The 21,692-nt window shown below is 71.4% G+C and carries 20 protein-coding genes, 1 tRNA gene and 2 pseudogenes; 11 read left to right on the top strand and 12 right to left on the bottom strand.

The genetic code is table 11. The features are described 5' to 3' along the window. Window positions 1–309: 309 nt before the first annotated feature. Entirely contained in the window at window positions 310–432 is a 123-nt protein-coding gene (locus tag V7E45_RS25680) for a putative leader peptide (protein WP_333776564.1), read from the bottom strand. Between the two features lie 163 nt (window positions 433–595). Here V7E45_RS25680 and V7E45_RS25675 point away from each other — a divergent pair, with 163 nt between their 5' ends. The 6 genes from V7E45_RS25675 (at window position 596) to V7E45_RS25650 (ending at window position 6,372) form a co-directional block, all read left to right on the top strand. Beyond that, window positions 596–1,756: an NAD(P)/FAD-dependent oxidoreductase gene (locus tag V7E45_RS25675; RefSeq protein WP_333776563.1), complete on the top strand. Its 1,161-nt coding sequence runs from the start codon at window positions 596–598 to the stop codon at window positions 1,754–1,756. After that, window positions 1,753–2,055 (top strand): (2Fe-2S)-binding protein, encoded by a 303-nt coding sequence (locus V7E45_RS25670; protein WP_333776562.1) that lies wholly within the window; start codon window positions 1,753–1,755, stop codon window positions 2,053–2,055. Before V7E45_RS25675 ends, V7E45_RS25670 begins: the two co-directional genes overlap by 4 nt. Continuing rightward, the gene (locus V7E45_RS25665; RefSeq protein ID WP_333776561.1) at window positions 2,042–3,523 is read left to right on the top strand and encodes an FAD/NAD(P)-dependent oxidoreductase; all 1,482 of its coding nucleotides are present in this window, start codon (window positions 2,042–2,044) and stop codon (window positions 3,521–3,523) included. Before V7E45_RS25670 ends, V7E45_RS25665 begins: the two co-directional genes overlap by 14 nt. Before the next feature lie 138 nt (window positions 3,524–3,661). Then, window positions 3,662–4,570 (top strand): dihydrodipicolinate synthase family protein, encoded by a 909-nt coding sequence (locus V7E45_RS25660; protein ID WP_333776560.1) that lies wholly within the window; start codon window positions 3,662–3,664, stop codon window positions 4,568–4,570. A 63-nt stretch (window positions 4,571–4,633) separates the two neighbouring features. Beyond that, window positions 4,634–5,635, top strand: coding sequence for a proline racemase family protein (locus V7E45_RS25655; protein ID WP_333776559.1), 1,002 nt, complete (start codon window positions 4,634–4,636; stop codon window positions 5,633–5,635). Window positions 5,636–5,667: 32 nt separating this feature from the next. After that, window positions 5,668–6,372, top strand: a complete 705-nt coding sequence (locus tag V7E45_RS25650) for a GntR family transcriptional regulator (RefSeq protein WP_443056175.1) — start codon at window positions 5,668–5,670, stop codon at window positions 6,370–6,372. A gap of 78 nt (window positions 6,373–6,450) precedes the next feature. On the opposite strand, the gene V7E45_RS25645 is transcribed toward V7E45_RS25650, so the two are convergent. From V7E45_RS25645 to V7E45_RS25615, 8 genes and pseudogenes are all read right to left on the bottom strand, one after another. Further along, entirely contained in the window at window positions 6,451–7,383 is a 933-nt protein-coding gene (locus tag V7E45_RS25645; protein WP_333776565.1) for a Dyp-type peroxidase, read from the bottom strand. Between the two features lie 351 nt (window positions 7,384–7,734). After that, window positions 7,735–7,890 (bottom strand): annotated as a pseudogene (locus V7E45_RS40675) (sensor histidine kinase KdpD); the annotation flags it as partial. Further along, window positions 7,891–8,322, bottom strand: a pseudogene (locus V7E45_RS25640) (response regulator); the annotation flags it as partial. A gap of 25 nt (window positions 8,323–8,347) precedes the next feature. Next, on the bottom strand, window positions 8,348–9,016 hold the full coding sequence (locus tag V7E45_RS25635; protein WP_333776557.1) for a potassium-transporting ATPase subunit C: 669 nt from the start codon (window positions 9,014–9,016) through the stop codon (window positions 8,348–8,350). Between the two features lie 5 nt (window positions 9,017–9,021). Further along, window positions 9,022–11,157 (bottom strand): potassium-transporting ATPase subunit KdpB, encoded by a 2,136-nt coding sequence (kdpB, locus tag V7E45_RS25630; protein ID WP_333776556.1) that lies wholly within the window; start codon window positions 11,155–11,157, stop codon window positions 9,022–9,024. Then, on the bottom strand, window positions 11,157–12,818 hold the full coding sequence (kdpA, locus tag V7E45_RS25625; RefSeq protein ID WP_333776555.1) for a potassium-transporting ATPase subunit KdpA: 1,662 nt from the start codon (window positions 12,816–12,818) through the stop codon (window positions 11,157–11,159). Before kdpA ends, kdpB begins: the two co-directional genes overlap by 1 nt. 8 nt (window positions 12,819–12,826) lie before the next feature. After that, window positions 12,827–12,916 carry a K(+)-transporting ATPase subunit F gene (gene kdpF, locus V7E45_RS25620; RefSeq protein ID WP_016434100.1) on the bottom strand — a complete coding sequence of 30 codons (90 nt, stop codon included), beginning with the start codon at window positions 12,914–12,916 and terminating at the stop codon, window positions 12,827–12,829. Then, window positions 12,913–13,089: a hypothetical protein gene (locus V7E45_RS25615; RefSeq protein ID WP_333776554.1), complete on the bottom strand. Its 177-nt coding sequence runs from the start codon at window positions 13,087–13,089 to the stop codon at window positions 12,913–12,915. Before V7E45_RS25615 ends, kdpF begins: the two co-directional genes overlap by 4 nt. A 454-nt stretch (window positions 13,090–13,543) precedes the next feature. Here V7E45_RS25615 and V7E45_RS25610 point away from each other — a divergent pair, with 454 nt between their 5' ends. The 3 genes from V7E45_RS25610 (at window position 13,544) to V7E45_RS25600 (ending at window position 17,938) form a co-directional block, all read left to right on the top strand. Next, complete coding sequence (locus tag V7E45_RS25610; RefSeq protein ID WP_333776553.1) at window positions 13,544–15,118, top strand: Na+/H+ antiporter; 1,575 nt, start codon at window positions 13,544–13,546, stop codon at window positions 15,116–15,118. A gap of 232 nt (window positions 15,119–15,350) precedes the next feature. After that, the gene (locus V7E45_RS25605) at window positions 15,351–17,309 is read left to right on the top strand and encodes an amino acid transporter (protein ID WP_333776552.1); all 1,959 of its coding nucleotides are present in this window, start codon (window positions 15,351–15,353) and stop codon (window positions 17,307–17,309) included. A gap of 110 nt (window positions 17,310–17,419) precedes the next feature. Further along, window positions 17,420–17,938, top strand: coding sequence for a hypothetical protein (locus V7E45_RS25600; protein ID WP_333776551.1), 519 nt, complete (start codon window positions 17,420–17,422; stop codon window positions 17,936–17,938). 309 nt (window positions 17,939–18,247) lie between these two features. Here the strand turns inward: V7E45_RS25600 and V7E45_RS25595 are convergent. Both V7E45_RS25595 and V7E45_RS25590 read right to left on the bottom strand, forming a co-directional pair. Beyond that, window positions 18,248–18,321: transfer RNA gene (locus V7E45_RS25595), tRNA-Pro, on the bottom strand. 46 nt (window positions 18,322–18,367) lie between these two features. Continuing rightward, window positions 18,368–19,795 carry an MFS transporter gene (locus V7E45_RS25590; RefSeq protein WP_333776550.1) on the bottom strand — a complete coding sequence of 476 codons (1,428 nt, stop codon included), beginning with the start codon at window positions 19,793–19,795 and terminating at the stop codon, window positions 18,368–18,370. A gap of 253 nt (window positions 19,796–20,048) precedes the next feature. On the opposite strand from V7E45_RS25590, the gene V7E45_RS25585 reads away from it, so the two are divergent. Next, window positions 20,049–20,627 carry a TetR/AcrR family transcriptional regulator gene (locus V7E45_RS25585; RefSeq protein WP_333776549.1) on the top strand — a complete coding sequence of 193 codons (579 nt, stop codon included), beginning with the start codon at window positions 20,049–20,051 and terminating at the stop codon, window positions 20,625–20,627. A gap of 3 nt (window positions 20,628–20,630) precedes the next feature. On the opposite strand, the gene V7E45_RS25580 is transcribed toward V7E45_RS25585, so the two are convergent. Continuing rightward, window positions 20,631–21,158, bottom strand: coding sequence for a hypothetical protein (locus tag V7E45_RS25580; RefSeq protein ID WP_333776548.1), 528 nt, complete (start codon window positions 21,156–21,158; stop codon window positions 20,631–20,633). 130 nt (window positions 21,159–21,288) lie between these two features. Here V7E45_RS25580 and V7E45_RS25575 point away from each other — a divergent pair, with 130 nt between their 5' ends. Continuing rightward, window positions 21,289–21,633 carry a cupin domain-containing protein gene (locus V7E45_RS25575; protein WP_333776547.1) on the top strand — a complete coding sequence of 115 codons (345 nt, stop codon included), beginning with the start codon at window positions 21,289–21,291 and terminating at the stop codon, window positions 21,631–21,633. The last annotated feature ends 59 nt before the right edge of the window (window positions 21,634–21,692 follow it).

Here is a 21,692-nt window from a genome sequence, read left to right as displayed (position 1 = left end):
GCGTAGTGGCCGCTGCGCGCGTTCCGGGGCCGGATCGGCCGGGACGGTGGCGAGCGGAGTGATGGACATGCGTCTCCCCTGGTGCGTGCGCGCGAACGGTGCGCGGATGGATGCGCGGCGGAAGTCGTTCGTGGACGGACGACGGACGACGAGCGCCGGGTGACGGTCGGCAGGCGACGGTCTACAGGCGACTGGCGATTGGCGACGGCCTACAGGCGACTGGCGACTGGCGACTGGCGACTGTCTACCGGTGACGGGCGACAGTCGACCAGCGACGGGTGCGTGCGGGGGGGCGGCGGCAGGCCCGGGTCAGCTCCCGTGGCCGATGGCGCTGCAGACGCGCAACAGGTCGATGTGCAGACGGGAGGTGAGAAGGGGGACGCGCAACGGCGTACGGCACGCTCGGCCGCTGACCGTTTCGAGGCGCACCATGATTCCCTACCTGTTCACTGGGCTTCCTTCTCCGGAGTGTCGGTCCGCGGCCGGACGACGTCAAGGGGGCGTCCACGCCTGGGACTCCGGGCGGACGGCGACTCAGGGGCGAGGGCCGGCGCGGGGACTCCTCAGCGCCAGCGACATGTGACATAGTACTGATGTGGCGAAGCGACTGACCTGCGATGTCGTGGTCGTGGGAGCCGGCATGGTGGGCGCGGCCTGTGCGCTGTACGCCGCCCGGGCCGGCCTCGACGTGAGGGTGGTGGACCGGGGCGCGGTGGCCGGCGGCACCACCGGTGCCGGCGAGGGCAACCTGCTGGTCTCCGACAAGGAGCCGGGCCCGGAGCTTGATCTCGCCCTGCTGTCGGGTCGTCTGTGGGCCTCGCTGGGCGGGGAACTCGGTGCGGCGGTGGAGTACGAACCCAAGGGCGGTGTGGTGGTGGCCCGGACGCCCGGCGCCCTCGGTGCGCTGAGCGGCTTCGCCGCGGGCCAGCGTGCCGCCGGGGTCACCGCCGAGCCGGTCGGTCCCGACGAACTGCGCGAGCTGGAACCGCACTTGGCCACGGGCATGGCGGGCGGTGTCCGCTATCCGCAGGACGCGCAGGTCATGCCCGCACTGGCCGCCGCCCATCTGCTGCGCGCCTCCGGCGCCCGCCTCCACACGGGCCGGGCCGTGACCGGTGTGCTGCGCGCGGCGGACGGCTCGGTGCTCGGCGTCCGTACCGCCCGGGGCGACATCCACGCGCCCGCGGTGGTCAACGCGGCGGGCACCTGGGGCGGTGAGCTGGCCGCGTCGGTGGGCGCGGCCCTGCCGGTCCTCCCCCGGCGCGGTTTCGTGCTGGTCACCGAGCCGCTGCCGCGTATGGTCCGGCACAAGGTGTACGCCGCGGACTACGTGGCCGACGTGGCGAGCGACTCGGCCGCGCTGCGCACCTCGCCGGTCGTCGAGGGCACGGCAGCCGGTCCCGTCCTGATCGGCGCGAGCCGTGAACGGGTGGGCTTCGACCGCGCGTTGTCCCTGCGGGCGGTACGGGCTCTGGCGGCCGGCGCGATCGGGCTGTTCCCCTTCCTGGAGCGGGTGCGCGCGCTGCGGACGTACGCCGGTTTCCGGCCCTATCTGCCCGACCACCTGCCGGCGATCGGCCCCGATCCCCGGCTGCCCGGGCTGTACCACGCCTGCGGCCACGAGGGCGCCGGCATCGGACTGTCCACCGGCACCGGACTCCTGATCGCCCAGGCGCTGACCGGGAAGACACCTGACCTGGACCTCGCGCCGTTCCGTCCGGAGCGGTTCGAGCCCGACGGAGGGACCACGCGGTGAACCCACGGGAACTGGCCCGGGCCGTGCCGGGCACCGCCTTCACGGTCACCTTCGACGGCGGCCCCGTCACGGCGCTGCCGGGCCAGACGGTCGCGGCCGTGCTGTGGGCGGCCGGGGTGACCTCCTGGCGCAGCACCCGGGGCACCGGCCGGCCGCGCGGGGTGTTCTGCGGGATCGGGGTGTGCTTCGACTGCCTCGTGACCGTCAACGACCGCCCGAACCAACGGGCTTGTCTGGTTCCGGTACGGCCGGGCGATGTGATCCGCACGCAGGAGGGGACGGGCCTTGACGACGTCTGAGCGACCACACCTCGCCGTGGTCGGGGCGGGCCCGGCCGGACTGGCCGCGGCCCTGGCGGCGGCCGCCCGGGGGGTACGGGTGACCCTCCTGGACGCGGCCGAGCAGGCCGGCGGACAGTTCTACCGGCAGCCCGCCGCCGCCCTGGGCGCCCGCCGGCCACAGGCCCTGCACCACCAGTGGCGCACCTGGGAACGGCTGCGGGCCGGCCTGGACCGGCAACTGGCCGCCGGGCACGTCCGCCACCTGCCGGACCACCACGTCTGGTGCGTGGACCGCACGAACGGCAGCGACCGCGTCGACACGACCGACGGCATCGACGGCACCGATCGCACCGACGGCGTCCGCAGCCCTACGTCCGGTGGGGCGTTCGCCGTACACGCGCTGCGCGGGCCGCTTCAGGAAGAAGGAGTGACGGTACGCGCCGACGCCGTACTGCTCGCGACCGGCGGCTACGAACGGGTGCTGCCCTTCCCGGGCTGGACGCTGCCCGGCGTGGTCACCGCCGGCGGCGCGCAGGCCATGCTCAAGGGCGGCCTGGTGCTGCCCGGCCGTACCGTCGTGGTCGCCGGCACCGGTCCCCTGCTGCTGCCCGTGGCCTGCGGTCTCGCGGCGGCGGGCGCGCGAGTGGCCGCGCTGGTCGAGTCCGCCGATCCCAAGGCCCTGCCGCGACACGCACGGGCGCTCGCCGCACAGCCGGGAAAACTCGCCGAAGGCGCTCGATACGCCGGCCTGTTGCTGCGGCACGGGGTACGCACGCTCACCCGGCACGCCGTCGTGGAGGCGCACGGCGCCGACCGGCTGACGGCGGTCACCGTCGCCGCGCTGGACCGGGACGGGGGGCTCGTGGCGGGCAGCGCCCGCCGCATCCCCTGTGACACCCTCGCCGTCGGGCACGGCATGCTGCCGCACACCGACCTCGCCGAGACGCTCGGCTGCGCCCTGTCCCAGACGGGCGTCCGGGTCGACGGCGAGCAGCGCACCGACGTGCCGGGCATCTGGGCGGCCGGCGAGGCCACCGGGATCGGCGGTGCGGCGCCGGCGCTCGCCGAGGGGCACATCGCCGGCCGGTCGGTCGCCGCCCGGCTGCACGGCACCCCGCCCGACCCGCGCCGCTGGGCCGGGGCGGCCAGGGCCCGCGGGCGGCTGCGGGAGTTCTCCGCCGCGCTCGACGCGCTGTACGCCCCGCCGGCCGGCTGGGCGGCCCGGATCACCGACGACACGGTGGTGTGCCGGTGCGAGGAGGTGACCGCCGGCCAGGTCCGCACGTCCGTCGACGTGCTCGGGGCCGGGGACCCGCGCACCGTGAAGCTGCTCACCCGGGCCGGGATGGGCTGGTGCCAGGGCCGCGTGTGCGGCCCCGCGGTGGCCGCTCTCTCCGGCTGCCCGCCGACACCCGGCCGCCGCCCCTTCGCCCGCCCGGTCCCGCTCGGCGTACTCGCGGAACTGCCCGAGGACGAGCCGGACTGAACCGCGCCGCCGCCGGACCGTCGGAAGGACCCGGACCGGCCGCACCACCCCGGACTGCCGGCCCCAATGAGTCCATCAGTGATATGTCACACCCTATTGAACGGGAGACTTCTCATGCCTCACGCCTTGCCTCACGCCATGCCGCACGTCGAGCCTCACCCGGAGAACCGTCCCTGGCGCGGTGTCCTCGTCGCCACCGCGCTGCCGTTGCGCGAGGACCTGTCGGTCGACCACGACCGGTACGCCGAGCACTGCGCGTGGCTGGTGGAGAACGGCTGCGACGGCGTCGTACCGAACGGCTCGCTCGGCGAGTACCAGGTGCTCACCCCCGAGGAGCGCGCCGAGGTGGTGCGGACGGCCGTGACCGCGGTCGGCGGGGCACGGGTGATGCCGGGGGTCGCCGCCTACGGCTCCGCCGAGGCACGGCGCTGGGCCGAGCAGGCCGCCGAGGCCGGGTGCGGGGCCGTGATGCTGCTGCCGCCCAACGCCTACCGGGCCGACGAGCGGTCCGTGGTCGCCCACTACGCGGAGGTCGCCAGGGCGGGCGTGCCGGTGGTGGCGTACAACAACCCGATCGACACCAAGGTGGACCTCGTACCCGAACTGCTCGCCCGGTTGCACGGCGAGGGCCACATCCAGGGCGTCAAGGAGTTCTCCGGCGACGTCCGCCGCGCCTACCGTATCGCCGAACTGGCGCCCGAACTCGACCTGTTGATCGGCGCCGACGACGTGCTGCTGGAGCTGGCCGTGGCGGGCGCCAAGGGCTGGGTGGCCGGCTACCCGAACGCGCTCCCCCGGGCCTCGGCCGAGCTGTACCGCGCCGCGACGGCCGGCGACCTCACCACCGCGCTCCCCCTGTACCGGCAGCTCCACCCGCTGCTGCGCTGGGACTCGCGGGTGGAGTTCGTGCAGGCCATCAAACTGTCCATGGACGTGGTGGGCCGGTACGGCGGCCCGGTCCGCCCGCCGCGCGTCCCGCTGACGCCGGAGCAGGAGGCCGCGGTCCGCGCCGCCACCGAGAAGGCCGCGGCGGCCGGGCTCCAGTGACGGCCCACGGCAGAGGGATGCTGAAAGGGACTCCGGGAAAGGCACCAGGGAAGGAACCGCACGATGCGCAGCAAGCTCGTCCTGCACGCCGTCGACTCGCACACCGAGGGCATGCCGACCCGGGTGATCACCGGCGGGATCGGCACCGTACCGGGCGCCACGATGAACGAGCGGCGGCTGTGGTTCCGTGAACACCGGGACCCGGTCAAGCGGTTGCTGATGAACGAGCCGCGCGGGCACTGTGCGATGAGCGGTGCGATCCTGCAGCCGCCGAGCCGACCCGACTGCGACTGGGGGGTGATCTACATCGAGGTCTCCGGCTACCTGCCGATGTGCGGGCACGGCACGATCGGCGTGGCGACCGTACTGGTGGAGACCGGCATGGTGGAGGTCGTCGAACCCGTCACCACCCTGCGCCTCGACACCCCGGCCGGGGTGGTGGTGGCCGAGGTCGCCGTGCGGGACGGCGCAGCCACGAGCGTCACCCTGCGCAACGTGCCGTCCTTCAGCGCGGGCCTCGACCGCACGGCGGTGCTCGCCGACGGGCGGAAGGTGACGTACGACCTGGCCTACGGCGGCAACTTCTACGCCATCCTGCCGCTGGAGGAGTTCGGCCTGCCGTTCGACCGCGGCCGCAAGGACGACATCCTCGCCGCCGGGCTGGCGCTCATGGACGCGATCAACGCCGGGGAGGAGCCGGTCCACCCCGAGGACCCGTCCATCCGCGGCTGCCACCACGTCCACCTGTACGCGCCCGGCGCCACCGCCCGCCACTCCCGGCACGCCATGGTCATCCACCCCGGCTGGTTCGACCGCTCGCCCTGCGGCACGGGGACCAGTGCGCGTATGGCGCAGCTGCACGCGCGGGGCGAACTGCCGTTGCACACCGAGTTCGTGAACGAGTCGTTCATCGGCACCCGGTTCACGGGCCGGCTGCTGGACACCACCGAGGTCGCCGGCGTCCCGGCCGTCCTGCCGAGCTTCACCGGCCGTGCCTGGGTCACCGGCACCGCCCAGTACCTGCTCGACCCCGCCGATCCGTTCCCGGAGGGGTTCGTCCTCTAGCCACCGGCCCGCTGGAGACCGACTAGACTTCGATGATGCGTGACATGGCACCGACCCCGGCCCCCGAGGGCGCGACCGCGCCCGTGCTCCCCCGGCTGGGCGGCCGGCGGAGCAGTTACCGCGAGCGGGTCGCGGACGCGCTGCGGGCCGCGCTGATCGCGGGCGAACTGCGACCGGGCGAGGTCTACTCGGCACCCTCGCTCGCCTCCCGCTTCGGTGTCTCGGCGACGCCGGTGCGGGAGGCGATGCTGGACCTCGCCAAGGAGGGCCTGGTCGACACGGTGCCGAACAAGGGTTTCCGGGTCACCGCCGTCTCCGACCGGCAGCTGGACGAGTACACCCACATCCGCGCGCTCGTCGAGATCCCCACGGTGGTGGCCCTGGCCCGTACGGCCGACCGGGTCTCGCTCGAGGCCCTGCGCCCGGCGGCCCGGGAGATCGTCGCGGCGGCCGCGGCGGGCGACCTGATCGCCTACGTCGAGGCGGACACCCGCTTCCACCTGGGGCTGCTGGCCCTGGCCGGCAACGCCCACCTGGTCGAGGTGGTCGCCGACCTGCGCGGCCGCTCCCGCCTCTACGGCCTCACCGCCCTGGTCGAGGCCGGCCGCCTGCTGGCCTCGGCCGAGGAACACCTGGAACTCTTGGACGCGTTGCTGGAGCGCGACGAGACGGCCGTGGGCGAGATCATGACCCGGCACCTGGGGCACGTGCGCAGCCTGTGGGCGGCGCGGGACTGACCGGGCGCCGCGACCGCCGGGCCGGCAGCGCGGCGGACCGCCGGTGGTGCGGTGGGGTGACCGTACCGCTCGGGCCGCTCAGCCGGGAGCCGGGGGCAGGTCGTCGAGGAAGCCGGCCGTCGGCACGTGGAACAGGCACCCGGTGACCGGGGTCGAGTAGTCGAGGATGCGGTCGTGGGTGGCACCCGCGTCGCCGAGGAACATGTGCCGCAGCATCTGCTCGGTCACGTCCGGGGTGCGCGCGTAGCCGATGAAGTACGTGCCGAACTCGCCGTCGCCCAGGGTACCGAACGGCATGTTCTCGCGGACGATCTTGCGCTCGTCGCCGTTCTCGTCGGTGACGGTGTTCAGCGCCACGTGGGAGTCGGCGGGCTTGACGTCGTCGGGCAGTTCGACGTTGGCGAGCTTCGTCCGCCCGATGACCCGTTCCTGCTCCTCCGCCGGCAGGGCGTTCCACGCCGCCAGGTCGTGCAGGTACTTCTGCACGGTCACATAGCTGCCGCCGGCGAAGGCGGGGTCCTCGTCGCCGATGAACACCGCCGCGTCCGCGAGCCGCCCCTCGGGGTTCTCACTGCCGTCGACGAACCCGAGCAGGTCCCGCTCGTCGAAGTACTTGAAGGCATGGACCTCGTCCACGACCGTGACCGCTCCGCCGAGCCGGTCCAGGAACAGCTTGGCCAGCTCGAAGCACAGGTCCATCTGGCGGGCCCGGACATGGAAGAGCAGGTCCCCCGGGGTGGCCGGCGCGTGATGGCGGTCCCCCGAGAGTTCGGCGAACGGGTGCAGTTCCCGTGGCCGCGGGCCGGCGAACAGCCGGTCCCAGACGGCCGAGCCGATGCCGACGACACAGCTGAGCTGCTCGCCGGGGGCACGGAAGGCGACCGAGCGGCACAGGCCCGAGACGTCCTCCAGCAGGCCGCGGACCGTTCCCTCGCCGCCCGGATCCACGGTGAGCACCACGAACACGGCGGTTCTGGCCGGCTCGACGACCACGGGCTGTGACTCGGCCACGACCGGGCCTCCTGGGGGACGCGGGTGGATCCGTCGTACGGGGGCCGTCCGGCCCTCCATCCATCCTGCTGCCTTTGGGCCCGAACCGCGCGAGGACGTGCCCGGGGCGGCCGGCGGCGGGCCCGCGATCCCGCCCGCGCACGAACGAGGCCGTCTCCCCGTCACCGGGAAAGCGACCTCCGACCTGCTGTGAAGCTGGTCGGGACGGACAGAATTCGAACCTGCGACCCCTTGACCCCCGGAAAGCCCACGGCCGCGTGGTGGTACGGCCCCGCATGTCGACCAGCTCGATCTGGTCGGCACGCCGGACCGCCTCGTCCGGGACGGTCTCCCGCTGCCCCCCGTGATCGACTCCACCACATCACCCAGCGACTCCAGGTGCTGGATGTTGACGGTCGAGAGCACGTCGATCCCGGCGGCCAGCAGCTCCTCCGCATCCTGCCGGCGCTTGGCCTTGCGGGAGCCGGGCACGTTCGTATGGGCGAGCTCGTCGACCAGCGCGACGGCCCCCTCCCGTACGGCCTTCTCGGCGAGCAGGTCGAGGGTGAACTCGTCCGTCTCGACAAGTGTCGTCTCGGGGACGAGCGGGGTGTCCTCGGTACGGCGGACCGCCGCGCGCAGCCGGGCGAGCAGCTCGTCCATGCCGAACGGCTTGGTGATGTAGTCGTCGGCGCCGGCGTCGAGCGCGGCCACCTTCTCATCGGAGGACCGGCGGGCCGAGAGGACCAGGATCGGCATCCGGGACCAGCCGCGCAGTGCCCTGATGATGTCGACGCCGTCCATGTCGGGCAGGCCGAGGTCCAGCAGTACGACGTCGGGCCGGCGCGCGGCGGCGAGCCGCAGAGCCGTGGCACCGTCGGGGGCGGCGTCCACGCCGTAGTGCCGTGCCTGCAGGTGACTTCGGGAGTTGACGGCCCCAGGATGCCTCCCGGCCGCCAACTCCCGCGCGTGTCACGTCATCCCGTCAGTGCTTCGCCGCAAGCTCCTCGATCGCGATGTTGAGCTCCAGGACGTTCACGCGGGGATCACCCATGAAGCCGAGGGTGCGGCCCTCGGTGTGGTCCTTGACCAGCTTCTCCACCGTGGACACGGACAGGCCGTTCTTCGCCGCGACCCGGTGGGCCTGGAGTTCCGCGTAGTCCGGGGAGATGTCGGGGTCCAGGCCCGAGCCCGAGGAGGTCACCGCGTCGGCGGGCACCTCGGAGGCCTTGACCGTGAAGCCGGGTACCGAGTTGTCCTTCACTACCGCGGCCTTGGCGTCCTCGACCTGCTTGACCAGCACCTTGCTGTCCGCGGAGAGGTTGGTGGCACCCGACAGGATCAGCTTGTACCGCGTGTTGACGCTGTTCGTGCCGAGCCCGTTGGCCGGGCGGCCCTGGAACCACTTGAGGTCCGGATCCGGGGTCTCCTGGCCCTTCTTCAACGGCAGGTTGTACGACTGCCCGATCAGGGACGAGCCGACGACCTTTCCGTCTGCCTTGATCTCGGAGCCGTTCGCCTTGTTGTTGAACAGGGCCTGGGCGATGCCAGTGACGACCAGCGGGTAGATGACGCCGGTCACCAGGGTCAGCACGAGGAGGGCGCGCAGGCCCGCCCCGAGCAACCGGGCGGTGTTCGTTACGGAGTTGTTCATGGCGATCAGCCGATTCCGGGAATGAGGGAGATGAGCAGGTCGATGATCTTGATGCCGACGAACGGGGCGATCAGTCCACCGATGCCGTAGATCCCGAGGTTGCGCCGCAGCATCCTGTCCGCGCTCATGGGCCGGTACCGCACGCCCTTCAGCGACAGCGGCACCAAGGCGATGATGATCAGCGCGTTGAAGATGACCGCGGACAGGATCGCGGAGTTCGGCGAGGACAGGTGCATGATGTTCAGCTTGTCCAGGCCCGGGTAGACCGCCGCGAACAGGGCCGGGATGATCGCGAAGTACTTCGCGACGTCGTTGGCGATGGAGAACGTCGTCAGCGCGCCTCGGGTGATGAGGAGCTGCTTGCCGATCTCCACGATCTCGATCAGCTTGGTCGGGTTGGAGTCGAGGTCGACCATGTTGCCGGCCTCCTTGGCGGCCGACGTACCCGTGTTCATCGCCACCCCGACGTCCGCCTGGGCCAGCGCGGGCGCGTCGTTGGTGCCGTCACCGGTCATCGCGACCAGCTTGCCGCCCGCCTGCTCCCGCTTGATGAGGGCCATCTTGTCCTCGGGGGTGGCCTCGGCGAGGAAGTCGTCGACGCCCGCCTCCTCGGCGATCGCCTTGGCGGTCAGCGGGTTGTCACCCGTGATCATGACCGTCTTGATGCCCATGCGGCGCAGCTCCTCGAACCGCTCCCGCATGCCGTCCTTGACGACGTCCTTGAGGTGGATGACACCCAGGACGCGGGCGCCCTCGGCGTCCTCGACCGCGACCAGCAGCGGGGTGCCGCCGGCCTCGGAGATGCGGTCGGTCAACGCCTGGGCGTCGGCCGCGACTTCGCCGCCCTGCGCCTCGACCCAGGCGACCACCGAGGCGGTGGCGCCCTTGCGGATCCTGCGGCCGTCGACGTCCACACCCGACATACGGGTCTGGGCCGTGAACTCGATCCACTCCGCCTGCGCCAGCTCGCCCTGGTGACGCTCGCGCAGTCCGTACTTCTCCTTGGCCAGGACGACGATGGACCGCCCCTCGGGCGTCTCGTCGGCCAGGGACGACAGCTGGGCGGCGTCCGCGACCTCGGCGTCGGTGGTGCGGTGCACCGGCAGGAACTCGGCGGCCTGGCGGTTGCCGAGGGTGATGGTGCCGGTCTTGTCGAGCAGGAGCGTGGAGACGTCGCCGGCGGCCTCGACCGCGCGGCCCGACATGGCGAGCACGTTGCGCTGCACCAGGCGGTCCATGCCCGCGATGCCGATGGCGGAGAGCAGGGCGCCGATGGTGGTCGGGATCAGGCAGACCAGCAGGGCCACCAGCACGACCATCGTCAGGTGGGTGCCGGCGTAAGTGGCGAACGGCGGCAGGGTGGCGCAGGCCAGCAGGAAGACGATGGTCAGCGAGGCGAGCAGGATGTTCAGCGCGATCTCGTTGGGCGTCTTCTGGCGCGCGGCGCCCTCGACCAGGTTGATCATCCGGTCGATGAAGGTCTCGCCGGGCTTCGTCGTGATCTTGATGACGATCCGGTCGGACAGCACCTTCGTACCGCCCGTGACCGCGGAGCGGTCACCGCCGGACTCGCGGATCACCGGGGCCGACTCGCCGGTGATGGCCGACTCGTCCACCGAGGCGACGCCCTCGATGACGTCACCGTCGCCGGGGATGATGTCGCCGGCCTCGCAGACCACCAGGTCGCCGATGGTCAGCGCGGTACCCGGCACCTGCTCCTCGGAGCCGTCCTTGAGCAACCGGCGCGCGACCGTGTCGGTCTTGGCCTTGCGCAGGGTGTCGGCCTGGGCCTTGCCGCGGCCCTCGGCGACCGCCTCCGCGAGGTTGGCGAAAAGCACGGTCAGCCACAGCCAGGCACTGATCGTCCAGCCGAACCAGTCGCCCGGATGCTGGAAGGAGAAGACCGTGGTGAGCACGGAGCCGATCCACACCACGAACATCACAGGCGACTTGATCATCACCCGCGGGTCGAGCTTGCGGAACGCCTCCGGCAGCGACTTGATCAGTGCCTTGGGGTCGAAGAGGCCGCCGCCGACACGGCCCTCGATGGGCTTGTGGCCGGTGGGGACGTCGCTGTGCGGCGCCCGGGTGGGTGTGGCTGTGGACATGGAGTCCTCGGGGTTCTCTGTGCGGGTGGTCATCACGCCAGCCCCTCGGCGAGCGGGCCCAGCGCGAGGGCCGGGAAGTAGGTGAGACCGGTGATGATGAGGATCGCGCCGACGAGCAGGCCGGTGAACAGGGGCTTCTCGGTGCGCAGCGTGCCGGCCGTGACCGGCACCGGCTTCTGCTCCGCCAAAGAACCCGCCAGGGCCAGGACGAACACCATCGGCAGGAAGCGGCCCAGCAGCATCGCCAGTCCGGTCATGGTGTTGAACCAGTCGGTGTTCGCGTTCAGGCCGGCGAAGGCCGAACCGTTGTTGTTCGCCGCCGAGGTGAAGGCGTACAGGACCTCGGAGAAGCCGTGCGCGCCCGAGTTGAGCATCGAGTGCGGCGGGGTCGACAGCGCCATCGAGGCCGCCGTGAAGACCAGCGCCAGCGCCGGAGTGATCAGGATGTAGCAGGCGGCGAGCTTCATCTCCCGTCCGCCGATCTTCTTGCCCAGGTACTCGGGTGTACGGCCGACCATCAGGCCGGCGATGAACACCGCGATCACGGCCATGATCAGGATGCCGTAGAGGCCGGAGCCGGTGCCGCCGGGCGCGATCTCGCCCAGCATCATGCTGAGCATGGTGATGCCGCCGCCGAGCCCGGTGAAGGAGGAGTGGAAGGAGTCCACCGCGCCGGTCGAGGTGAGCGTGGTCGAGACCGCGAAGATCGACGAGCCACCGATGCCGAAGCGGACCTCCTTGCCCTCCATCGCGCCGCCGGCCGCCTGGAGTGCCGGGCCGTGGTGGGCGAACTCGGTCCACATCATCAGCGCGGTGAAGCCCAGCCAGATGGTGAACATCGTGGCGAGGATGGCGTAACCCTGCTTCACCGAGCCGACCATCACGCCGAAGGTGCGGGTCAGCGAGAACGGGATCACCAGGATCAGGAAGATCTCGAACAGGTTGGTGAACGCAGACGGGTTCTCGAAGGGGTGGGCGCTGTTGGCGTTGAAGTAGCCGCCGCCGTTGGTGCCGATCTCCTTGATGGCCTCCTGGGAGGCGACCGCGCCGCCGTTCCACTGCTGGGTCCCGCCCATGAACTGGCCGACCTCGTGGATGCCGGAGAAGTTCTGGATGGCGCCGCAGGCGACCAGGATCACCGCGACGACGACCGCCATCGGCACCAGGATGCGCAGCGTGCCGCGCACCAGGTCGACCCAGAAGTTGCCCAGCTCACCGGTGCGCGAGCGGGCGAACCCGCGCACGAGGGCCACGGCGACGGCCATGCCGACGGCGGCCGAGACGAAGTTCTGCACGGCCAGACCGGCGGTCTGCACGACGTGCCCCATGGTCTGCTCGCCGTAGTACGACTGCCAGTTCGTGTTGGTCACGAACGACACCGCCGTGTCGAACGACTGCGCCGGGTCGACCGAGGCGAAGTTCAGCGAGCCGGGCAGCACGCCCTGCAGCCGCTGGAGCACGTAGAGGAAGAGGACGCTGACCGCGGAGAAGGCGAGGATGCCGCGCAGGTACGCGGGCCAGGTCATCTCGGTGTCGGGATCGGCACCGATCGCCTTGTAGATCCACTTCTCCACCGTGAGGTGCTTCTTGGAGGAGTAGACCCGGGCCATGTGGTTGCCGACGGGAATGTAGACGAGTGCCAGCGCGCCTATGAGGGCGAGGAGCTGGAGCACGCCTGCGAGTACGGGACCCATGTCTGCTCTCAGAACCTCTCCGGGAAGATCAGGGCGAGGACGAGATAGCCCAGCAGGGCGACGGCCACGACCAGGCCGACGATGTTCTCGGCGGTCACAGCTTCGTCACCGCCTTGGCGACGAGGGCCACCAGCGCGAAACCCGCGAGGACGGTGACGACGAAGGCCAGATCGGCCATCGTGAACTCCTGAGGAGGTTCGGGGGTAGAACAAGGACGATTAGAGGAAACCGCCTCTCTGGCCGGATCCGGTCGCTCGTTGACGACCCTCATACGGCGGCCTGCACGGCTTTGACGAGACCCTTACGGCCGCACTCCACACCCCTGCATACCGGCAGGCAACGAGAGGCGTCTGATCAGAACAGCCGAAATCGCAGTCGGCAGATCACCGCGTCCGTCTCCCGCCGCACGGCGACCCGCGCTAGGTCTTGCCGACCCCCGGGGCCGCCCGAGATAGATCTTCAGCCGTCCAGGCCGTACGTCACTCATCGCTGCCGACGCGCTCCGCTCACTCGAGCAACTGCCCTGTAGGCAATGGGCTTTCCCCCTAACGAAGCCTTACGGCGAGCCTGCCGGGGCAAGCGTCAGCGATTCCTTGGCGCCGATCACGAGTACCTTGACACTGCCTTGACGTGACCTGGGCCGATAAGGTGAAAGCGGTGTGCCGGGAAGTCTGGTCGGCCGGGAGAGCCAGAGCGGCTCCCCGTGGTAGCTCCAGGGGTACGGCATGCGCGGCGTCGGTACGGTACTCGGGTTGGTCATCCTGGCCACCGTGGTGGCGACCTTCGCGCGCCGCTGGCGGATGCCGGCGCCGTCGTTGCTGGTGCTCGCCGGCCTCGGCGTCGCACTGCTGCCGGGCACCCCGCAGATCCAGATCAGCCCGCAGATCATCGCCCTCGTCGTACTGCCCCCGCTGCTCTACGCCAGCGCCGAGGAGATGCCCTGGCGGGAGCTGCGGGCCGTGTGGAAACCGGTCGGCATCCTCGCCATCGGCCTGGTCCTCGCCTCCGCAGCGGCCGTCGCCGCGGTCGCGGTCCTGGTCACCCCGCTGTCCTGGCAGATGGCGTTCGTGCTCGGTGCGGTGCTGGCCAGCACCGACCCGGTCGCAGTGACCGCGCTGGGCCGCAGGCTCGCCCTGCCCCCGCGGGTGCAGGTCCTGGTCCAGGCGGAGAGCCTGTTCAACGATGCCACCTCCCTGGTGCTGGTCCGGGTGGCGGCGAGCATCGCGATCGCGTCGGCGGCGGCGAGCTGGGGCGCGGCCAGTGGCCAGTTCCTACTGCTGGCCGGCGGTGGCACGTTGATCGGAGCTGCCGTCGCCGGGGTGGTCATGCTGATCCGGCGCCGTACCGAGGACCCGGTGCTGGAGACGGTGATCGCCCTGGTCACCCCCTACGCGTCCTATCTGCTTGCGGAGGTCGCGCACACCTCTGGGGTGACGTCATGCGTGGTCGCCGGGGTGATCCTGGGCGGCCGCGGCGACCGGCTCACCAACGCGCGCATAAGACTCCAGTTGCACGCCGTGTACGGCACGGTCGTGTTCCTGCTGGAGAGCGTGGTCTTCTCCCTGATCGGGCTGGCGCTGCCCGCGCAGGTGCGGGCGCTGGCCGACGGCGACCATGCCTGGCCGCTGTACGCGCTGGCCGTCGCCGCCACCCTCGTCGCCGTACGCCTGCTGTGGATCGCGCCGCTGTCGACGGTGGTCCAGCGCGGGGGCGGGGTCAGCCGGCTGAACTGGCGGATTCCGGTGGTGCTGACCTGGGCGGGCACGCGCGGGGTGATGCCGCTGGCCGCCGCCCTGTCCATCCCCGAGGTCGCGAAGAACGGCGGTGCACTGGCGGACCGCCCTTTGGTCCTCGTCCTGACGACGTCCGTAGTGGTCGTGACGCTCGTGGTCCAGGGCTTCACCCTCGCCCCCGTCGTGCGCGCCTCCGGCATCGCCCTGGAGCCCGCCCACACCGAACGCGAGGAGGTCCAGGCCCGCTCCCGCCTCGCCCACGCCGGACTCGCCCGGCTGGAGGAACTCGCCGAGCTGGAGGCCGTACCGGACATCGTCCTGGACCGGCTGCGCCGCGGCCTGAACGCCCGGCTGGAGGACGCCCGCGACCGCCTCGCCGAGAGCGACGGAACGGCAGCGGCCACCGAGACCGCCGACCGGGTCTACCGCGAACTGCGCCGGGACCTGATCACCGTGGAGTCGGCGGAGCTGCAGCGGCTGTACGACGCACACCGCATCAGCGACACGACCCGGCGGCGCCTGCAGCGGTCCTTGGACCTGGAGGAGGCCCGGCTGGCGGACGTCTGACGGAACTCGGCCGGCCGGGGCCGCACCTGTACGACCCGAGTCACCCATACGCAAGGGCTTTTCGCGATCCTGATGAGCCGCCGATACGCCCGCGGCCGGTCTTAACGGAAGCTTGACGCGCTCGGTGAGATCACTCATGGGCCCACGCGTAACTCCCTGCTTACGCTGGTGCGGCCGTCCGTGTGATGGCCGGAATCCCCCACGCTGAGCCGCACATCAGGAGAGCACGTCGATGGCCACCACCACCGAACAACCGCCGCCGAGCCGACTGCGGACGTGGATGCTGGAGGGCCTGTCCGACATGGGCAAGCACGGCGGCCACACGGGGCCCCACGCCGAGCCCGAGCCCCCGCACAAGGGCCAACGCTGGTGGCGGGTGATGTGTCTGACCGGTGTCGACTACTTCTCCACCCTCGGCTACCAGCCGGGCATCGCCGCTCTGGCAGCCGGCCTGCTCTCGCCGATCGCGACCATCGTCCTCGTCATAGTCACCCTGGCCGGCGCCCTGCCGGTCTATCGCCGGGTGGCGGAGGAGAGCCCGCGGGGTGAGGGTTCCATCGCGATGCTGGAACGGCTGCTCTCCTTCTGGCAGGGCAAGCTGTTCGTGCTGACCCTGCTGGGCTTCGCGGCCACCGACTTCCTGATCACCATCACCCTCTCCGCCGCCGACGCCTCCACCCACCTGGTGGAGAACCCGCACCTGACCAGCACGCTTCACGGCCACCAGATGGTGATCACGCTCTTCCTGGTGGCCCTGCTCGGCGCGGTGTTCCTCAAGGGCTTCCTGGAGGCGATCGGCGTCGCGACCGCGTTGGTCGGGATCTACCTCGCGCTCAACGTCGTGGTGGTGGTCGTGGGCATGTGGCACGTCATCACCGCGGGTCACGTGGTGACCGACTGGACCGGTGCCCTGACCGCGGAACACGGGAACGTCTTCGTCATGATCGGCGTCGCCCTCATCGTCTTCCCGAAACTCGCCCTCGGCCTGTCCGGCTTCGAGACCGGCGTCGCCGTCATGCCGCACGTCCAGGGCGACGACAGCGACACCGAGGAGCACCCCAAGGGACGTATCCGCGACACGAAGAAGCTCCTGACCGCTGCCGCCGTCATCATGAGTGCCTTCCTGATCACCACCAGCTTCATCACCACGGTCCTGATCCCTGCGGACGAGTTCAAGACGGGCGGCCAGGCCAACGGGCGTGCGCTCGCCTACCTGGCGCACCAGTATCTCGGCGGTGTCTTCGGCACGGTCTACGACATCTCGACCATCGCCATCCTGTGGTTCGCGGGTGCCTCCGCGATGGCCGGTCTACTCAACCTGATGCCGCGCTATCTGCCCCGCTACGGCATGGCCCCGCACTGGGCGCGGGCCGTCCGCCCGATGGTCGTCGTCTTCACGCTGGTCGCGTTCCTGGTGACCTGGATCTTCGACGCCGACGTGGACGCACAGGGCGGCGCCTACGCCACCGGTGTGCTGGTGCTGATCAGCTCGGCCGCGATCGCGGTGACCATCGCCGCCCGCAAGGCCGGGCAGCGGAAGTGGACGATCGCCTTCGCGGTCATCTCCGCGGTGTTCCTCTACACGACCGTCGTGAACGTCATCGAGCGCCCGGACGGTGTGAAGATCGGCGCCTGCTTCATCGTCGGCATCATCCTGGTCTCGCTGGCGTCCCGGCTGGCCCGCGCCTTCGAGCTGCGCGTCACGCATGTGGAACTGGACGACACGGCGGAACGCTTCATCCGCGACATGTCCCACCGCCGCATCCGCTTCATCGCCAACGAGCCCGGCCGGCGGGACAAGGCCGAGTACCGCGACAAGATCGAGCAGATCCGCGCCGACAACGACATGCCCGAGCCGGAGGACCTCGTCTTCGTCGAGGTCACGGTCACCGACCCCTCCGAGTTCGAAGCCGGGCTCACGGTGCGAGGCGAGGTCCTGCACAACCGCTACCGCGTCCTGACCCTGGAGTCCTCCTCCATCCCCAACGCCCTCGCCGCGCTCCTCCTGCACGCCCGGGACATCACGGGCTGCACCCCGCACATCTACTTCGAGTGGACCGAGGGCAGCCCCTTCGCCAACTTCCTGCGCTTCTTCCTCTTCGGCCAGGGCGAGGTCGCCCCGGTCACCCGCGAGGTACTGCGCGAGGCGGAACCGAACCGGGAGCGCCGCCCCCGCGTGCACACCGGTTGACGGCCGACTCCGCCGACCACGTCAGGACCCCGTCAAGATTCGCCTGTACGGCGCCAGGACCCCGTAAGCAGCGCTCGCCGGTCCCCCTACGGCCGCTTAGCGTCAGCGACATGCGACGGAGCGGACCAACGGGCCGGGCCGGCGACCGCCACTGGCGTGGCAGCGCCCGGCTCGCGGTGAGCTGCGCCATGGCGTTCTGCGCCATGGCCCTGCTCGTCGACTGGGACGCGGGAAGCCTGACGCCCCTGCGCGCCCTGCTCTGGGCCGCTCTGTCGGCCGCGGCGTTCGCCGTCCTGCTGCCGGCCCGGGTGAGCGCGGGCCCCGGATGGCTCACGGTACGTACTCCCTGGCGTCGGCACCTGGTCCACACGGACGCACTGACCGTCGTACGGCAGTACGACGGCGTCTCCTCCCACCTGGTCCTACGGGACATCCACGGCCACCGCGTGGAACTCGATCCCCGCATCCTCGCGGCCAACCCCTTCCTCTGGCACGAGCTCGACACGGGCGTCCGCCGCTCCCTGGAGCACGGAACGCTGCGGCACGGCGCGGATGTCCTCGACCGACTGGGCCACCGCATCGACGACGAGACATCGCAGGCGGTGCTCCGGGCATCGGGACTTTCCTGACCCCGGCCTGCGTGCGCCACACCGGTCTCACCTGGTTCGCGGACGCGGACGTACCCGTGCACGTGCTGCGCAAGATCGCCGGCCACGCATCCCTGGTGACCACGCAGCGGTAACTGCACCCGGACATGGACCAGATCACCAACGCGGGCACAGCACCTCGGCGCATCCCAGCATGCTCCGGGCGCCCCGTGCGTCGGCCCGGCGGCCGGCAGCGACGGGCTGAGAGCGAGCACAGGAAATGGTCCCAAAAATGATCAGGAGGCCGTGCCGGATCACTCCGACACGGCCTCCGACCTGCGTCTTCGCAAGTCGGGACGACAGGATTTGAACCTGCGACCCCTTGACCCCCAGTCAAGTGCGCTACCAAGCTGCGCCACGTCCCGCTGCGGGTTCACGCGGTGGAGTTCCGCGTGATCACGCAGGTCAACCCTACCGCACGCGTGCGGGTGCCCGTGTCCTACCCGCCGGGGCCGGGTCGAGGGTGCGGGCGGTGCGGCGGACCGGGACGAGGAGGGCGGCGCCGGTCGCAGCCAGGCAGAGGACGGCGAGCAGGGCCCAGCCGTGGATGTAGCCGTCGGCGTAGGGCAGGCCGGAGGGCTGGAGACGGCCGGTGACCAGGACACTGGTGAGGGCGGCGCCGATGGAGCCGCCGATGGTGCGGATGTTGGCGTTCATACCGGTCGCCGCGCCCGTCTGCTCGGGCGGGACGCTGCCCACGATGAGCTGGGCCATCGAGGCGAAGGCGAGCCCGATGCCGAGGCCGAAGAGGCCCGCGACCACACCGATCTCCCACTGGGCGTCGTGCCAGAAGGTCAGGAACCCGCAGGCCAGCGCGCCGAGTGCGGCACCGGCGGTGAGCAACGCCTTGGGGCCGACGTGCGGTTCGAGCCGTCCGGACAGGACACCGGAGAGGAACATCGCCACGAGCATGGGCAGCATGAGCAGGCCGGACTCGGTGACGCTCGCGCCGAAACCGTAGCCGGCCGCGGCCGGTGTCTGGACGAAGCCCGGCAGGAAGGACCAGATGGCGTACATGCCCGCGCCGAACAGCAGGGCGGCCGCGTTGGTGGTCCACACCGCGGGCAGCCGCATCACCCGCAGGTCGATCAGCGGCGTGCGGGAGCGCGCCTCGACCGTCAGCCACAGCGCGAACAGCAGCACAGCTGCGGCGAACAGGCCGAGCACCCTGGCCGAGCCCCAGCCCCAGCGGCCCGCCTGGCTCAGCGGCAGCAGCAGCGCCACCAGCCAGGTCGAGAGCAGCCCCGCGCCGAGCCAACTCACGCGCCCCTGGGCCCGCTTGGGCGACTCGGGGACGTAGCGCAGGGCGATCAGCACGGTGGCGGCGACGACGGCCACCGGGATCCAGAACAGCCAGCGGTAGTCCAGGGCGGAGACGATGGGCCCGGCGGCCACGATGCCGACACCGCCGCCGGCCGCGATCACCGCGGACAGGTTGCTGATGCTGCCGCTGACGTCGGACGAGGCGAACTCGTCCCGGATGATCCCGAAGGAGAGCGGGAAGAGGGCGCCGCCCACGCCCTGGACGACCCGGGCGACGATCAGCACGCCGATGGAGGGGGCCAGGGCTGCGACCAGGCAGCCGGCGAGGACGGTCACCAGGACCGCGACGAGGGTGCGCTTCTTGCCGGCGAGGTCGCCGACGCGGCCGAGGATCGGCGTGAAGACCGAGGCGGACAGCAGGTACGCGGTCATCACCCAGGTCGCGGTGGACTGCGAGGTGTGCAGCGCGTGCTGGACGGTCGGCAGGGCCGGCGCGATCAGCGACTGCAGCATGGCGAACACGCCGGCACCGGTCGCGAGGACCGCGAAGGTGAGGCGGGAGGACGAGCGGGGCATGGCGGAGCCTCTCCGAAAATCAGAGCGCGGAGGGTGAGGTGGAGATGTCTTCGGGACGGGCGGCGCGCGGCGCGCGAGGGCCCGTGCTCACGGGTGCGGGCGGCCTGCGCGGGGACGCGTCCGTCCACGGCGGTGCCACCCCGCACTGCTAAAGTGGAGGTACCCCTCCACTGTAACGGAGGCACACCTCCGGTTCAAGCGGATTCGGAGGTAGTCCTCCGGTTCCCCAACGATTCCCCTTCGGGAGGCATCCGTGACGGCCACGCCGTTCCCCGTCAGCGAGATCGTCGCGACCCGCCGGCCGCACCGCAAGGACGCCGCCCGCAACTACGACGCCCTGCTCGCGGCCGCCCGCGAGGCCTTCGCCGAGCACGGCGCCGACGCGTCCCTGGAGGACATCGCCCGCCGCGCGGGCGTCGGCATCGGCACCCTGTACCGGAACTTCCCCACCCGCCGCGACCTCTTCGAGAGCGTCTACGCGGACGACGTCAACGCCCTGTGCGCGGCGGCCCTGGAACTCGCCGACCGGGAGCCGTGGGAGGCGCTGACCGCCTGGCTGGACCGGTTCGCCGGCTACATGGTCACCAAGCGCGCGGTCCGCGAGGCCCTGAACGACGAGTCGGACATCTTCATCGCCTGCCGCGACTCCATGTACGCGGCCGGCGGACCGCTGCTGGAGCGCGCCCAGCGGGCGGGCGCGGCCCGAACGGACATGGACTTCGGCGACCTGCTGCGCATGGTCGCCGGGATCACGGCGACCGCCTTCGAGACCGACGCCCAGCGCGACCGGGTCCTGTCGATCGCCCTCGACGGAGTACGCACGGGCCGCTGAGGGCTACTTGATGAACGCGTTGGCCACCACCACGATCAGCCCGAGGGCCGCGTCCATCAGGCCGATCAGGACGGCGGCCACCCAGCCGCGCCCCGAGCCGCGGGCGGTGAACAGGCCGAGGCCGAAGAGGATCGCGATGTTCATGCCGAAGGCGATGTGCTCGATGCCGTTCGGGCGCCACCAGCCCCAGCCCGCGCCCGCGAGCAGGAAGACCGTCGGCAGTACGGCCGTGACCAGGGGCCACTCCTCGGCGAGGTTGCGCAGGACCTCCCAGCGGTGCTGCGGGGTGCGTTCGGCGATGTAGTGCGCGTAGCCGTGGGCCAGCGCCGAGGCGAACGCGGTCACCAGCAGCCAGAGGGCGTCGTAGCGGCGGCTGGCGGCGGAGGTGTGGCCGTACTGGGTGAGCGCGGCGACCAGCGAGCTGGCGAGGACGGCGCCGTAGACGCCGCCGAACAGGACGGCCTCCCGCGTGCCGTGCCGCCGGCGCCCCTCACCGGCGGCCGTCACGGAGTCGGCGACGGAGTCAGCCATGCTCCCCACGATCGCCCGCGCCCCGGCCCGCCGCCAGTCGGCGCGGCCCGACGAAGTGTCCTGCCACCAGGCCGGATGCCGCACACACTGTCACGCCCGCACGGCCCGGGCGCTGGCTAGGCTCGCCCCCATGACGCACAGCTTCGCGCTCCACATCCCCGACGCCGACCTCGAACCCGAGCCCCTCGACCCGGCGCAGATCGTCTCCGGGACGCCGGAGGTGACCGGCAAGGTGGTCTGGGAGTCGGCGGACGGCCGGCAGCTCCGCGGGATCTGGCAGATCACTCCCGGTGTGGTCACCGACACCGAGGCGGACGAGCTGTTCGTGGTGGTCAGCGGCTCCGCGACGATCGAGGTCGAGGGCGGCCCGGTGCTGGAGGTGGGACCGGGCGACATGGCGGTGCTGCGCGCGGGCGACCGTACGACGTGGACCGTGCACGAGACGCTGCGCAAGGCGTACGCCCTCACTCTGTGAGGCGCCGGGCGGGTCACGGACGCGACGCGGGCGGCCCCGGCCCACTCGCCTTCCCGGCC

Origin of the sequence: Streptomyces sp. IBSBF 3136 (assembly GCF_036815105.1) — a bacterium.
In the GTDB taxonomy this organism is placed as follows: Bacteria; Actinomycetota; Actinomycetes; order Streptomycetales; family Streptomycetaceae; genus Streptomyces.
Note: the sequence above shows the minus strand (reverse complement) of the source record. Positions and strands in the feature narration are given on the sequence as shown.

Coding starts and splice junctions, on each gene's coding strand:
- V7E45_RS25680 (WP_333776564.1), bottom strand. CDS start 432: ATGGTGCGCCTCGAAACGGTCAGCGGCCGAGCGTGCCGTACGCCGTTG.
- V7E45_RS25660 (WP_333776560.1), top strand. CDS start 3,662: ATGCCGCACGTCGAGCCTCACCCGGAGAACCGTCCCTGGCGCGGTGTC.
- V7E45_RS25655 (WP_333776559.1), top strand. CDS start 4,634: ATGCGCAGCAAGCTCGTCCTGCACGCCGTCGACTCGCACACCGAGGGC.
- V7E45_RS25650 (WP_443056175.1), top strand. CDS start 5,668: ATGATGCGTGACATGGCACCGACCCCGGCCCCCGAGGGCGCGACCGCG.
- V7E45_RS25635 (WP_333776557.1), bottom strand. CDS start 9,016: ATGAACAACTCCGTAACGAACACCGCCCGGTTGCTCGGGGCGGGCCTG.
- kdpB (WP_333776556.1), bottom strand. CDS start 11,157: ATGACCACCCGCACAGAGAACCCCGAGGACTCCATGTCCACAGCCACA.
- kdpA (WP_333776555.1), bottom strand. CDS start 12,818: ATGGGTCCCGTACTCGCAGGCGTGCTCCAGCTCCTCGCCCTCATAGGC.
- V7E45_RS25615 (WP_333776554.1), bottom strand. CDS start 13,089: ATGAGGGTCGTCAACGAGCGACCGGATCCGGCCAGAGAGGCGGTTTCC.
- V7E45_RS25610 (WP_333776553.1), top strand. CDS start 13,544: ATGCGCGGCGTCGGTACGGTACTCGGGTTGGTCATCCTGGCCACCGTG.
- V7E45_RS25605 (WP_333776552.1), top strand. CDS start 15,351: ATGGCCACCACCACCGAACAACCGCCGCCGAGCCGACTGCGGACGTGG.
- V7E45_RS25600 (WP_333776551.1), top strand. CDS start 17,420: ATGCGACGGAGCGGACCAACGGGCCGGGCCGGCGACCGCCACTGGCGT.
- V7E45_RS25590 (WP_333776550.1), bottom strand. CDS start 19,795: ATGCCCCGCTCGTCCTCCCGCCTCACCTTCGCGGTCCTCGCGACCGGT.
- V7E45_RS25580 (WP_333776548.1), bottom strand. CDS start 21,158: ATGGCTGACTCCGTCGCCGACTCCGTGACGGCCGCCGGTGAGGGGCGC.
- V7E45_RS25575 (WP_333776547.1), top strand. CDS start 21,289: ATGACGCACAGCTTCGCGCTCCACATCCCCGACGCCGACCTCGAACCC.